The following is a 12,645-nucleotide window of genomic DNA, read 5'->3' on the forward strand; positions in this document are numbered from 1 at the left end:
CCGGTCGTGCCCTCCCGGCCGGGGCGTCCCGCATGCCCGTCACCCTCCACACGGTGTTCGTCATGCCCGGCCCGGATCGCGGTGGTGCCCGGAGCGGCTGTCGGCGCCGTACCCCCGTCGGATTTTTCGCCCTGATTGTGCGAAGAATCCAATAAGACGGAAAGGTCTCCGAGGGTATGAGGTCCCGCGTGCCGGTGTGGCGTCCTTCACTCAGCGTTGTATTCGGGCCATCCTCGATCCGTTCGGTGACGGGACCGTCGCGTTGGGTGATGTCACCCTTCCGGTATGGCAGTGGTAGCTCCCCGGCCCGTCGTGGGAATCATGCTCCTGATCTTCGTCAGCGCCGCCTGGGGATCGGCCTTCCCGCTGATGAAGGACCTCATCGTCCGCGTGCCCGTCGCGGACCTGCTCGCCGAGCGGTACGGCATCGCCGCGCTCGCGCTGGCCGCGCTCCGTCCCGGGCACCTGCGTGGGCTGCCCGAGGGCACCTGGCCGACCGGCATCCTGCTCGGCCTGCTGTTCGGCCTGGGCCAGACGGTCCAGGCGGTCGCGCTGCACGACCTGCCCTCGTCGGTCTCCGGGTTCACGGTCGGCTCGTACGTGGTGATCACCCCGGTCCTCGGGCTGGTCCTGCTGGGGGCAAGGACGTCGGCGCGGGTCTGGGCCGCGGCGGCGCTGGCGATGGCCGCGATGGCCGTCTTCACCGTGCTGCGCGGCACCGAGGGCGGTCACGTCTCGCCGCCCGCGCTGTTCGTCACCCTGCTGTCGGCGGTGCTGTACGCGGGCCACACGCTGGCGCTCGGCAACTCCCCGGCCGCCCGGCGGAACGCCTACGCGGTCACGGTGATCCAGCTCGGCACCATCGCCGTGATGACGGGCCTCCTCGCCGCGCCGGACGGCCTGACCCTGCCCGCCACCCCGGGCGACTGGGCCGCCCTCGGCCACCTGTCGATCGTGGCGTGCGCGCTGGGCTTCCTGGCCCGCTCGTGGGGCCAGGTGCACGTCCCGCCGGTGTCCGCGGCGGTGATCCTGTCGTCCCAGCCGCTCTGGGTGACCGCCCTGGCCATCGCGCTGTACGGCGAGCCGCTCACCGTGGGCGTCTTCCTCGGGGGAGGGCTGATCGCCCTCGCCATGCTGCTGATCGTGCTGCCCGGCGGGCCGCTCAGTCCAGCTCGTCGGGTGACAGACCCAGTTCCGCCGCCGCGGCCGTCCGGATGAACCCGGTCAGGCGGGCCCGGGGCAGCACCCGGCGATGCACCGTCAGCTGCGTGGACAGGCCGTCGATCAGCGAGATGATCCGCCAGGTCGCCCCCTCGGGGTCGGCGCAGGTGAACACCCCCGCCCTGACACCGTCCTCGATGATCGCGCGCAGGGACTGCCTCCAGCGCAGGTCGATCCTGCGGGACATCTCCTCCAGGTCGGGGTTGCGCATCGACTCGGCCCAGGCGTCGATCCACAGGGCCCACGACTTGGACTTGCCGATGGGGGAGTAGAGCCTCAGCAGGGCCCGCAACCGGTCGAGGGGGGAGCCGCCCGCCTCCTCCACCGCGGCGAGCGCGTCCAGGTCGAGCTGGGCGGCGTAGGAGAACGTCTGGGCGAACAGCTTCTCCTTGGTCTCGAAATGGTAGAAGAGCAGCGCCTGGCTCACCCCGGCCGCCTGGGCTATGTCAGCGGTTCGGGTGTGAGCGAACCCCTGGGTCGCGATGACATCACAGGCGGTCCGGAGCAGATCTTCACGACGTAATCGCCCAAATCCCCTTGCCACAAGGGAACACTAGCGGGTCAAGTCCGGCCGTTCGGGATAGGGGTGAAGGTCAGGGGGGTGTGACCCCAGGTGAGGGGTACCCCTGGTCCGGGCCCCGCGAACGCGGGACGCGGCCCCCGAGGCCCGGCCGGGACCCTTCGTGAGCCGTGACCCGTCCGGCTCAGGGGGGATCGTCCCCCTGTTCGCGGGCGAGCGGGAGACGCGGCACGAAGCGCGCTCCCGCGGAGCGGTCCTGCGGCTTCGGGGTGCCGCCGTGCGCGAGGGCGATCTCCCGGGCGCCCCCGGCCCGCGTTTCAGTGCATTTCCTGTCAAAAAGGGATAAAGATCTCCCAAGCTCCTCAGTAGAGCATTGCTCTGTACGACCCATCCGGCGCTGGCTAGAGTAAGTGAGCACTGATTGGAGCGGACATGAATCTTCAGGAGTACCGGCGCGAGGCCAGGGCCTGGCTGGAGGCCAACGCCGGGAACGCCGAGGTCGAGGCCGCCCCGGACCCCGGTGGCGTCGCCGCCGCGAAGGACTTCATGGCGCGCATGTACGACGCGGGCTACTCGGGGATCACCTGGCCCCGCGAGTGGGGCGGGCAGGGGCTGACCCAGGCGGAGGAGCGGGCCTTCGCCGAGGAGGCCAAGGACTTCACGCTGCCGACCTACGTCTTCTCCATCGGGCTCGGCATGTGCGGCCCCACCCTGGTTGACCTCGGCACCCCCGAGCAGAAGGCCCGCCACCTGCGGCCGCTGCTGCGCGGCGAGGAGATCTGGTGCCAGCTCTTCTCCGAGCCCGGCGCCGGGAGCGACGTCGCCGCCCTGCAGACCCGGGCCGTCCGCGTCGAGGACGGCTGGCGGGTCACCGGGCAGAAGGTGTGGACCTCCGTCGCCCAGCACGCCTCCCACGGCCTGCTGCTCACCCGCACCGACGTGGACGTGCCCAAGCACAAGGGCCTGACGATGTTCATCGTGGACATGCGCGCCCCCGGGGTCACCGTCCGCCCGCTGCGGGACATGACGGGCCGCGCGCACTTCAACGAGATCTTCTTCGACGACGTGCACATCCCCGAGGAGAACCTGGTCGGCGAGGTGAACGACGGCTGGAGCTGCGCCGTCACCACCCTGCTGCACGAGCGCCTGTCGATCTCCAGCGGGGTCGGCATGGGCGGACAGAAGGACAACCCGGTCGCCTTCGACGCGCTGCGCCGCACCGCCGACACCTCCGACCCGGTGGTCAGGGACGCGCTCGTCGAGCTGTACGTCCGCTCCCGCGCGCTCGTCCTGTTCAACCAGCGGCTCTCCCAGGAGACCAAGGCCGGGATCTTCCCCGGCGCCCGGGGCAGCGCCGCCAAGCTGCTGCTGGCCGAGCTGACCATGTTCCAGGCCGACCTGGCCACCTCGCTGGCCGGGCCCGAGGCCGTCGCCTACGAGGAGGGCGGCGGCGGCCTGGCCGAGGCGCTCTCCCTGGCCCCGGCGATGGCCCTCGGCGGCGGCACCAACGAGATCATGCGGAACATCGTCGGGGACCGGGTGCTCGGCCTGCCGCCCGAGCCGCGTCTGGACAAGAACGTGCCGTTCAAGGACCTCACGGTGAACGGGTGACCCGCCGGTCGGTGCAGAAAGGGCGAAACACATGAGACTCGTGCTCACCGAGGAGCAGCGGGAGCTGCGCGACGCGGTCCGTTCCTTCCTCGCCTCGGCCTCACCGCTGCCCGCGGTCCGGCAGGCCGCCGAATCCGGGACCGGTCACGACCCCGAGGTCTACCGCAGGCTCAACGGCGAGCTGGGCCTGTCCGGCCTCGTCGTCCCCGAGGAGCACGGCGGAGCCGGGGCCGGGTACGCCGAGCTGGCCGTCGTGCTGACCGAGACCGGCGCGGCGCTGCTGCCCGGCCCCTTCCTGGCGGGCACACTGGCCACGATCCTGCTGACCGAGACCGGCGAGAAGGAACTGCTGCCCGGCATCGCCGCGGGCACCACGGTCGCGACCGTCGTCCTCGACGGCGACCGCGCGCTCAACGGCGCCGAGGCCGACGTGGTGCTCGCGCTCGACGGGCCCCGCGTGCTGGCCGCGCGCGACGGCACCCGTACCCCGCTGACCACCCTGGACATCACCCGCAGGCAGGCCCGGGTGGACCTGACCGGCGCCGAGGAGATCGCCTTCTCCCCGCAGGGCGTGGCGCGCGCCAGGGATCTGTTCGCGGTCGCGGTGGCCGCCGAGCAGCTCGGCGTGCTGCGCGCCTGCCTGGACGCCATCGTCGGCTACGCGAAACTCCGGGTGACGTTCGGCCGCCTCATCGGCTCCTACCAGGGCGTCAAGCACAGGCTCGCCGACATGCACTGCAAGCTGGAACAGGCCGAGTCGATCGTCCGGTACGCCGCCTGGGCCGCCGACGAGGCGCCCGGCGAGCTGCCCTCGGCCGCCGCGCTCGCCCAGGCCTACGCCGGCCGGGCCTGCTTCGAGGTGGCCCGCGACAACCTGCTGCTGCACGGCGGCATCGGGTTCACCTGGGAGCACGACGCGCACCTGTACTACAAGCGGGCCAAGGCCGACGAGGTGCTGCTGGGGCCGCCCCGCGCGCACCGGGCCCGGCTCGCCGAGCTGCTGGAGCTCTGAGGAGGGGCATGGCCGACATCAGCGGGCTGCCCGGTTTCTACCGGATCGCCGAGGCCGACCCGGGACGCCGCGCCCTGATCGACACCGACGGCACCGTGACGACGTACGGCGAGCTGCTCGCCCTGGTCAACCGGGTCTCGCACGGACTGCGGGCGCGCGGGCTCACGACGGGCGACGTGGTCGCCGGGGTGCTGCCCAACGGCATCGACGCGGTGGTCCTGCTGATGGCCACCGGGCAGATCGGGCTGTACCACGTACCGGTCAACTGGCACCTCACCCCCGCCGAGATCGGCTACATCCTGGACGACTGCGACGCCCGCCTCGTGGTGACCGGCCCCGCCGGCGGCGCGGCCCTCCCGGTCGACGGCGCCCTGGACGGCGTCGCCGCCCTGGCCGAGGGGCAGCCGGGGACCGCCCCGGCGGACCGCACCTCGGGCACCGTCATGTGGTACACCTCGGGCACCACCGGGTTCCCCAAGGGCGTGCAGCGCCCGCTGTCCGGAAAGGAGCCCGAGGAGACCGTCCCGCTCTACACCTGGTTCATGGGGGAGGTCTGCGACCTGCGGCCCGGAGACGAGGTCCACCTGGTGACCTCGCCGATGTACCACTCGGCGCCGTGCGCGCACACCATGTTCGCCCTGCACCTCGGGCACACCGTGGTGATCGCCGCCAGGTTCGAGCCGGAGACCGTCCTGGAGCTCGTCGACCGCCACCGGGTGAGCAACGCCCTGATGGTCCCGACCATGTTCCACCGGATGCTGCAGCTCCCGGCGGAGATCAGGGAGCGCTACGACGTCTCCTCGCTCCGGCAGGTGGTCCACACCGGCGCGGCCTGCCCGGTCGCGGTCAAGAAGGGCGTCATGGACCGGTGGGGCCCGGTCCTGTACGAGTACTACGGCTCCACCGAGTCCTCCATCGCCTTCGCGGTCAAGCCGCTCGACTGGTTGAAGCGCCCCGGCACGGTCGGCCGCCCCGTCCCGGGCGTCGAGGCGAGGATCCTCGACGCCGACGGGAAGGAGCTCCCCCCGGGGGAACCGGGCATGATCCACGTCAGGTCGGCCACCGGCGGGTTCGAGTACCGCAAGGACCCGGCGAAGACCGCCGCCAGCATGCGCGGCGCCTGGTACGCGCCGGGCGACATCGGCTACATGGACGACGACGGCTTCCTGTTCCTCTGCGACCGGCGCACCGACCTGATCATCTCCGGTGGGGTCAACATCTACCCGGCCGAGATCGAGGCGGCGCTGCTGGAGCACCCCTCGGTCGCCGACGTCGCGGTGATCGGCGTGCCCGACGAGGAGTGGGGCCACAGGGTGGTCGCGCTGGTCCAGCCGGTGCCCGGCTCCGCCCCCGACCCGCAGGACCTGCTCGACCACCTCGGCCCGCGCATCGCCCGCTTCAAGCACCCCAGGGTGGTGGAGTTCCGCGACGAGCTGCCCCGGACCCCGACCGGGAAGCTCTCCCGTTCCCGGGTCAGGGAGGAGTACCTGGCCCGCTAGGCGCTCCCGCCGCCGGGCCCGGCGGTCCTCGGTCCGGGTGGGCGACGATGGCCGGAACGGACCGGAGCCGGCCGGTCACGCGGGCCGTGACGGCCCGTCACCGGTCGCCGGGCCTGCCCAGCTCGGCGCGGAAGAACCGGTGCACGTTCCCGCCGACGATCTTCACGACCTCCTCGTCGGCGAAGCCGTGCTTGAGCAGCGCCTCGGTGACCAGCGGCAGCCCGCTCGGGCCGGCCAGCCCCGGCACGGCAGCGTAGGGGTCGACGTCGTAGTCGCTCTCGCAGCACGGCGGGGTCACGTCGTGCAGGACCTCGCGGACGAAGTCCGGCCCCAGGCCGACGTGGTCGATCCCGGCGACGCTCGCCACGTGCTCGATGTGGTCCACCAGCCGGTCCAGGGTGTACTCGGCGGGATCGGCGGACAGCAGGGCGGCCAGGAAGTTCACGCACACCACGCCCCCGGTCGCGGCCACCCCGCGCAACTGCTCGTCGGTGAGGTTGCGGTGGTGGTCGCGCAGCGCGCGGGCCGACGAGTGGGTCGCCATCACCGGCCGGGCCGTCAGCTCCAGCACGTGCTCCACCCCGCTCGCGCCCAGGTGGGAGACGTCGAAGACGATGCCGAGCCGTTCCATCTCCCGCAGCGTCTCCACCCCCGCCGCGGTGAGCCTGCTGCCGGTGGCGTCCTCCCCGCTGCCGTCGGCCAACGCCGTGCGTCCCCAGTGCGCGATCGAGGCGACGCGCACGCCCAGCCGGTGCAGCGTCGGCACCAGCTCGACGGCGGAGTTCAGCCCCGGCATGCTCTCCATCGCCAGGACGAGGGCGATCCTGCCCTCGGCGAGCGCCTCGTCGACCTGTGCCCCGTCCAGGCAGAGCCGTACGGCGTCGGCGTTCGCCTCGGCCAGCACGTGGGCGCACTCGATCATGCGCAGGGTCTGCCGGAGCGCGCCCTCCGGCCGGTAGGCGTCGTCGATGAAGACGGGCAGCACCTGCAGGTTCACCCCGCCCTCGACGAGCTGGGGCAGCCACCGCTCCCGGAAGAACGACGCCCACCGCCGCGGCGGCCTGGCGGTGACGGCCATCAGCAGGTCGTTGTGGGCGTCGGCGACCACGGAGTCGCGGTGCAGGTCGGCGGCCGGGGGGCCGAGGTGCAGGTCGGCGGACACGGGCGGGCCCTTCTGGGTGGACGGCTCTCGTCCGTCCCGACGCTACCGGCATCGCCGCGTCCCCGGCCGTCCGGCGGGCCGGGGCGGAGGATCGGCGGGCCGGTGGCCGGTGGCCGGCGGACCGTGGGGTCGGGGGTCGGGGGTCGGGGGCCGGGGGCCGGGGGTCAGCGGGCGAAGCGGAAGGCGTCCGGGCGCGGGGCCCTGGTGAGGCGGCGGTAGAGCATCGTCGTCCCCGGCCAGTTACCGGTCACCCGGCCGGCCTCGTTCTTGTACCAGCTCCTGCAGCCCGCCTGCCAGACCATGCGGCTCATGGCCCGGTCCAGGCTCCGCCGCCAGGTGGCCATAGCCTCCGGCCTGACCTCCATGGGCCCGCGCTCGGCCAGGTGCGGCAGGCACCCCATGATGTAGCGGACCTGGCACTCGATCATGAAGACGATCGAGTTGTGCCCCAGGTTGGTGTTGGGCCCGTACAGCAGGAACAGGTTGGGGAAACGCGGGACGGCGATGCCGAGGTAGGCCTCGGCGCCCTCCCTCCACTCCTCTGCCAGCACCCGCCCGCCGCGCCCGGTGATCCGGACCGGGGCCAGGAACTCGGTGGTCCGGAAGCCGGTCGCGTAGACGATCACGTCGGCCTCGCGGAGCCCGGCGACGGTCCGCACGCCCTCCGGGACGATCCGGACGATCGGGTCGGTGACGACGTGCACGTCGGGGCGGGTCAGCGCGGGGTAGAACCCGCTGTCGATGACGACCCGTTTGCAGCCGACCGGGTAGTCCGGGGTCAGCCTGGCGCGCAGTTCAGGGTCCGGGACCTGCGCGCGCAGGTGATCCAGGGCGCGCCTGCGCACCAGGTCGGCGCTCCACCCCCCGGCCAGGGCCGGGTACAGGGTGTGCTCGCCGTAGCGGTACACCCATTCGCGGTAGGCACGCTGCAGGAACGGCACGCGGTGCAGGGCCGTCCGCATACGGGGACCGAAGACGGCGTCCGGTTTGGGGATGACCCAGCTCGGGGTCCGCTGGAAGACGTCCAGGTGAGCGGCGACCTCGGCCACCTTCGGGACGAACTGCGCGGCCGAGGAGCCGTTCCCGATCACGGCCACCCGGCGGCCCGTCAGGTCCTGGGAGTGGTCCCAGCGGGCCGAGTGAAAGGCCGCCCCGGCGAAGTCTGACATTCCCGGGATGTCGGGCAGGTGGGGCCGGTTGAGCTGTCCCATGGCCGACACCACCACGTCGAACACCTCCTCCCCGGCCCCGGCGCCGCTCGTGGTGCGCACCCGCCACCGGCCCGACGGCTCGTCGAAGGTGGCCGAGACGACCTCGGTGTTCAGCCGGATGCGCGGGCGCAGGCCGTGGGCGTCGGCGCATCGTCGCAGGTAGTCCAGGATCTCCGGCTGTCCGGGATAGCGGCGCGTCCAGCTGGAGTACTTCTCGAACGAGAAGGAGTACAGGTGCGACGGGATGTCGCAGCCCGCCCCCGGATAGGTGTTGTCCCGCCAGGTGCCCCCGACGTCCGGCCCTTTCTCGAAGATCGTGTACGAACGGATGCCGGCCTTCTCCAGCCGGACGGCCATGCACAGCCCGCCGAATCCGGCACCGATGATCGCGATGTTCGGGCTCACGCGTGCCCTCCGGGGGTCAGCATCCACTTACATTAGGCGCTCGGCCGGGATCGGGGAATAGGCCGGTAGTCTGCGCAGGTGCCTACGCTTGCCGAGATCGTCACGGAGCTCGAGACCCGCTACGACCCGCGCTGGGCGGAGTCGTGGGACGCGGTCGGGCTCGTCTGCGGGGACCCCGCCGCCGAGGTGCGCCGGATCCTGTTCGCGGTCGACCCGACGGTCGCCGTCGCCGAGGAGGCCCTCGACTGGGGCGCCGGCCTCATCGTCACCCACCACCCGCTCTACCTGCGCGGCACCACCAGCGTCGCGGCCACCACCCCCAAGGGACGGCTGGTCCACACGCTCATCAGGAACGACGTCGCGCTCTTCGCCGCGCACACCAACGCCGACGTCGCCGACCCCGGGGTCTCCGACGCGCTGGCCCGCGCCGTCGGCCTGACCGGCCCGCTCGTCCCGCTCAGGCCCGCCGACGACGACCCCCGCCGCGGCCTGGGCCGGATCGGCTCGCTGCCCGCCCCCGTACCGCTCGCCGAGTTCGCCCGGCAGGCCGCCCGCGGGCTCCCCGCCACCGCCGGCGGCCTGCGGGTCGCCGGGGACCCCGCCCGCCCCGTGCGGCGGGTCGCGGTCAGCGGGGGAGCCGGGGACTCGCTGCTCGGCACGGCCCGCGCCGCCGGTGTGGACGTGTTCCTCACCGCCGACCTGCGCCACCACCCGGCGAGCGAGTTCGTCGAGGACCCCGGTGCCCCCGCGCTGATCGACGCGGCCCACTGGGCCACCGAGTGGCCCTGGCTCGCCGACGCGGCGGGCCATCTCACGTCCGCGATGGCCGCCCGGGGGATTAATGTTGAGACGCGCGTATCCGAGACGGTCACGGACGCCTGGAACACAACAGCAAAGTGCGAGGATTTCACGTGAAAGCAGCCCCTGCGGCCCAGAAGCGTCTGCTTGACCTGGCCGAACTCGACTCCGCCCTCGACCGGCTGGCCCACCGCCGCCGCACCCTGCCGGAGCTGGCGCAGATCGACGAGCTCTCCGCCCGTATCGCCCGCATCGCGACACAGGTGATCGCCGCCGAGACCGAGTCCGGGGACCTCGCCCGCGAGCAGGCCAAGGCCGAGGCCGACGTCGACTCGGTCCGCAGCCGCGCCGCGCGCGACCAGAAGCGCCTCGACTCCGGCCAGGTCTCCTCTCCCAAGGACCTGGCCAGCCTCCAGTCCGAGATCGCCTCCCTGAGCCGCAGGCAGAGCGACCTCGAGGAGGTCGTCCTGGAGATCATGGAGCGCCGCGAGACGGCCGACGAGCAGGTCGCCAGGCTCGTGGCCGAGCGCGACGAGCTCGCCGGCACCCGCGGCACCGCCGAGGACCGCAGGGACGCCGCGTTCGCCGAGATCGACAAGGAGAGGGGCGAGCTCCAGGCCAGGCGCGAGGAGGTCGCCGGCGACATCCCGGCCGACCTGCTCACCCTCTACGGCAAGCTCCGCGAGCAGTTCGGGGTGGGTGCCGCCATGCTCCAGGGGGCCCGCTGCCAGGGCTGCCGCACGAGCCTGTCCATCGCCGAGATCAACCGCATCAGGGCCGCCTCGCAGGAGGAGGTCATCCGCTGCGAGGAGTGCCGCCGGATCCTGGTCCGCACCGCGGAGTCCGGCCTGTGACCTCGTCCGTGACCTCGTACGTCATCGAGGCCGACGGCGGCTCCCGGGGCAACCCGGGACCGGCGGGGTACGGGGCCGTCGTCAAGGACGCCGCCGACGGCCAGATCCTGGTCGAGACGGCCGAGGCGATCGGTACCCAGACCAACAACGTCGCCGAGTACCGGGGGCTCATCGCGGGCCTGGCCTCCCTCCTCTCCCTGGCCGGGGACGGTGCCAGGGTCGAGGTCCGGATGGACTCCAAGCTGGTCGTCGAGCAGATGGCCGGCCGCTGGAAGATCAAGAACGAGGGCCTGCGCCCGCTCGCCCTGGAGGCCGCGGCCCTGGCCAGGCGCCTCAAGGTGACCTGGCGCTGGATCCCCCGGGAGAAGAACAAGGACGCCGACCGCCTGGCCAACGAGGCCATGGACGCCGCCGCCAAGGGACGCCCCTGGGCGCTGTCGGCCTCCTCGGGGGCCTCGGGCGCGGTGGCGGGAACGCCGGTCGCCCCGGCCGCGCCCGCCGCCCGGGCCGCCTCCGCCACCCTCACCGGTGGCGGGCCCGCCGAGGACCTGCTCCTCTTCGACACTGTCACGCCGGACCCCGACACCTCGGGCCGTACGGGGACGGGCGACGCCAGGTCCGCCGCCGAGGCCGCCGAGCCGCCGGCCAAGGCGGCGCGGAAGGCCACCGGGACGAGCCCCGGCACCGGCTGGCGCCCGCCCACCTCCGTCGCGACCTCGCTGTACCTGCTCCGGCACGGCGAGACGCCGTTCTCGGTCGAGCGCAGGTTCTCCGGGCTCGGCGACCCCGAGCTCACCCCCAACGGCATGGCCCAGGCCGAGGCCGCAGCCGCGAAACTGGCGAAGGAGTCGTACGGCCTCCAAGTGATCGTCAGCTCCCCGCTCAAGCGGGCCCGCGCCACCGCGGAGGCCGTCGCGACCAGGACCGGCCTGGACGTCGTCGTCGAGGAAGGGCTCAGGGAGACCGACTTCGGCGACTGGGAGGGCCACACCTTCACCGAGATCCAGCGCCGCTGGCCCGACGAGCTCGCCACCTGGCTGGCGGACCCGTCCGCCGCGCCGCCGGGTGGCGAGAGCTTCGGGGTGGCGGCGCGGCGGGTCGAGGCGACCAGGGACCTGCTGATCGAGCGCTACGAGGGGAAGACGGTCCTCGTCGTCTCCCACGTCACGCCGATCAAGATGCTGGTGCGGTTCGCGCTGCTGGCCCCCCTCGCCGCGCTGTACCGCATGCACCTCGACCTGTCGGCCCTGTCCCTGATCGAGTACTACGCCGACGGCCCGGCGGTGGTGAAGACCTTCAACGACACCTCGCACCTGCGCTGAACCGGCGGCCCCGGGTCCTGTTTCCTCGGCCCCGGCGCGGGGCGGCACGCCGTCCTCGCGTGTTCCGTCCCGCTCGACCCCTATTCCAGGGCAGAGCACTTGCCGCCCGGTTGGAGCCCACGTGGGAGCCGATAGGCTTGGATCACGGCGGACGAGCCGGCCGGGCGGCCGCGTCGGGCCTCTTCGGAGGCTCGCCGAGGAAGGTCCGGGCTCCACAGGGCAGGGTGGTCGGTAACGCCGACCCGGGGTGACCCGCGGGAAAGTGCCACAGAGAACAGACCGCCCCGTCGCGAGACGGGGTAAGGGTGAAACGGTGGTGTAAGAGACCACCAGCGCCCACGGTGACGTGGGCGGCTCGGTAAACCCCACCCGGAGCAAGGTCAAGAAGGGGCGCTCCCCGGAGCGTCCCGCGCGCGACGTTCGAGGGCTGCCCGCCCGAGCCGCGCGGGTAGACCGCTTGAGGCCGCCGGCAACGACGGCCCTAGATGGATGGTCGCCCCTTCACGCGAGTGAAGGACAGAACCCGGCCTACAGGCCGACTCGTCCGCCCTTTCCTGCTCTGGCCTGCGGTGAAGTCGTGATCGATCAAGGTAGAGGTCCACTCGGTAGAGGAGAGGAGCCGGATCGTGGTCTTGTCCGGCTCCGGCAGGGGGTCTGTCTAGTTAACGGTGTATCTCGGTTTTGATTGGTTATCGGGTGGTCGGGGTGAGGCGGCCTTCGAAGGTGATGGCGAAGGCGTTTAGGGCGGCCTTCCAGCGGGTGATCCAGCGTTTGCGGCCCTTGCCGGTCGGGTCCAGGCTCGTGATCGCCATGTAGACGCACTTGAGCGCGGCCTGCTCGTTCGGGAAGTGGCCGCGGGCCTTGACCGCACGGCGGATCCGGGCGTTGACCGACTCGATCGCGTTGGTCGAGCAGATGACCCGGCGGATCTCGGTGTCGAAGTTGAGGAAGGGCACGAACTCGGCCCAGGCGTCTTCCCACAACTTCACGATCGCCGGGTACTTGCCGCCCCAAGCCTCGGTGAACTCAT

Annotated in this window: 11 protein-coding genes and 1 other RNA gene; 8 read left to right on the forward strand and 4 right to left on the reverse strand. The window is 72.4% G+C overall.

The genetic code is table 11. The features are described from left to right. Nucleotides 1-285 precede the first annotated feature (285 nt). Nucleotides 286-1,218 carry a DMT family transporter gene (locus ACZ6RT_RS01730; protein ID WP_470151845.1) on the forward strand — a complete coding sequence of 311 codons (933 nt, stop codon included), beginning with the start codon at nucleotides 286-288 and terminating at the stop codon, nucleotides 1,216-1,218. Here the strand turns inward: ACZ6RT_RS01730 and ACZ6RT_RS01735 are convergent. After that, a complete protein-coding gene (locus ACZ6RT_RS01735; RefSeq protein WP_399186829.1) occupies nucleotides 1,163-1,765 on the reverse strand; it encodes a TetR/AcrR family transcriptional regulator in 603 nt (200 codons plus the stop codon). The genes ACZ6RT_RS01730 and ACZ6RT_RS01735 overlap by 56 nt on opposite strands. Before the next feature lie 408 nt (nucleotides 1,766-2,173). Between ACZ6RT_RS01735 and ACZ6RT_RS01740 the strand changes: the two genes are divergently transcribed. The 3 genes from ACZ6RT_RS01740 to ACZ6RT_RS01750 are packed head-to-tail and all read left to right on the forward strand — an operon-like array spanning nucleotide 2,174 to nucleotide 5,863. Continuing rightward, complete coding sequence (locus ACZ6RT_RS01740; RefSeq protein ID WP_470151847.1) at nucleotides 2,174-3,352, forward strand: acyl-CoA dehydrogenase family protein; 1,179 nt, start codon at nucleotides 2,174-2,176, stop codon at nucleotides 3,350-3,352. Between the two features lie 31 nt (nucleotides 3,353-3,383). Beyond that, nucleotides 3,384-4,364, forward strand: a complete 981-nt coding sequence (locus ACZ6RT_RS01745) for an acyl-CoA dehydrogenase family protein (RefSeq protein WP_470151849.1) — start codon at nucleotides 3,384-3,386, stop codon at nucleotides 4,362-4,364. Between the two features lie 8 nt (nucleotides 4,365-4,372). Continuing rightward, nucleotides 4,373-5,863, forward strand: coding sequence for an AMP-binding protein (locus ACZ6RT_RS01750; RefSeq protein ID WP_470151851.1), 1,491 nt, complete (start codon nucleotides 4,373-4,375; stop codon nucleotides 5,861-5,863). A gap of 97 nt (nucleotides 5,864-5,960) precedes the next feature. Here the strand turns inward: ACZ6RT_RS01750 and ACZ6RT_RS01755 are convergent, their stop codons facing one another. Beyond that, on the reverse strand, nucleotides 5,961-7,025 hold the full coding sequence (locus ACZ6RT_RS01755; RefSeq protein WP_470151852.1) for a dipeptidase: 1,065 nt from the start codon (nucleotides 7,023-7,025) through the stop codon (nucleotides 5,961-5,963). A 164-nt stretch (nucleotides 7,026-7,189) separates the two neighbouring features. Beyond that, complete coding sequence (locus tag ACZ6RT_RS01760; protein WP_470151854.1) at nucleotides 7,190-8,641, reverse strand: flavin-containing monooxygenase; 1,452 nt, start codon at nucleotides 8,639-8,641, stop codon at nucleotides 7,190-7,192. A gap of 78 nt (nucleotides 8,642-8,719) precedes the next feature. On the opposite strand from ACZ6RT_RS01760, the gene ACZ6RT_RS01765 reads away from it, so the two are divergent. The 4 genes from ACZ6RT_RS01765 (at nucleotide 8,720) to rnpB (ending at nucleotide 12,162) form a co-directional block, all read left to right on the forward strand. After that, complete coding sequence (locus ACZ6RT_RS01765) at nucleotides 8,720-9,556, forward strand: Nif3-like dinuclear metal center hexameric protein (RefSeq protein WP_470151856.1); 837 nt, start codon at nucleotides 8,720-8,722, stop codon at nucleotides 9,554-9,556. Further along, nucleotides 9,553-10,293 (forward strand): zinc ribbon domain-containing protein, encoded by a 741-nt coding sequence (locus ACZ6RT_RS01770; protein ID WP_399186822.1) that lies wholly within the window; start codon nucleotides 9,553-9,555, stop codon nucleotides 10,291-10,293. Before ACZ6RT_RS01765 ends, ACZ6RT_RS01770 begins: the two co-directional genes overlap by 4 nt. An 8-nt stretch (nucleotides 10,294-10,301) precedes the next feature. Further along, nucleotides 10,302-11,615 (forward strand): bifunctional RNase H/acid phosphatase, encoded by a 1,314-nt coding sequence (locus ACZ6RT_RS01775; protein ID WP_470151873.1) that lies wholly within the window; start codon nucleotides 10,302-10,304, stop codon nucleotides 11,613-11,615. A gap of 152 nt (nucleotides 11,616-11,767) precedes the next feature. Next, nucleotides 11,768-12,162, forward strand: an RNA gene (gene rnpB / locus ACZ6RT_RS01780) — RNase P RNA component class A. Between the two features lie 142 nt (nucleotides 12,163-12,304). Here the strand turns inward: rnpB and ACZ6RT_RS01785 are convergent. Then, a partial coding sequence (locus ACZ6RT_RS01785) for a transposase (protein WP_470151859.1) occupies nucleotides 12,305-12,645 on the reverse strand: 341 nt, incomplete at its 5' end.

The organism is Streptosporangium sp. NPDC050148 (assembly GCF_055586505.1).

Bases quoted from the DNA above. Each gene is read 5' to 3' on its own strand.
- ACZ6RT_RS01730 (WP_470151845.1), top strand. From the start codon at position 286: ATGGCAGTGGTAGCTCCCCGGCCCGTCGTGGGAATCATGCTCCTGATC.
- ACZ6RT_RS01750 (WP_470151851.1), top strand. From the start codon at position 4,373: ATGGCCGACATCAGCGGGCTGCCCGGTTTCTACCGGATCGCCGAGGCC.
- ACZ6RT_RS01745 (WP_470151849.1), top strand. From the start codon at position 3,384: ATGAGACTCGTGCTCACCGAGGAGCAGCGGGAGCTGCGCGACGCGGTC.
- ACZ6RT_RS01740 (WP_470151847.1), top strand. From the start codon at position 2,174: ATGAATCTTCAGGAGTACCGGCGCGAGGCCAGGGCCTGGCTGGAGGCC.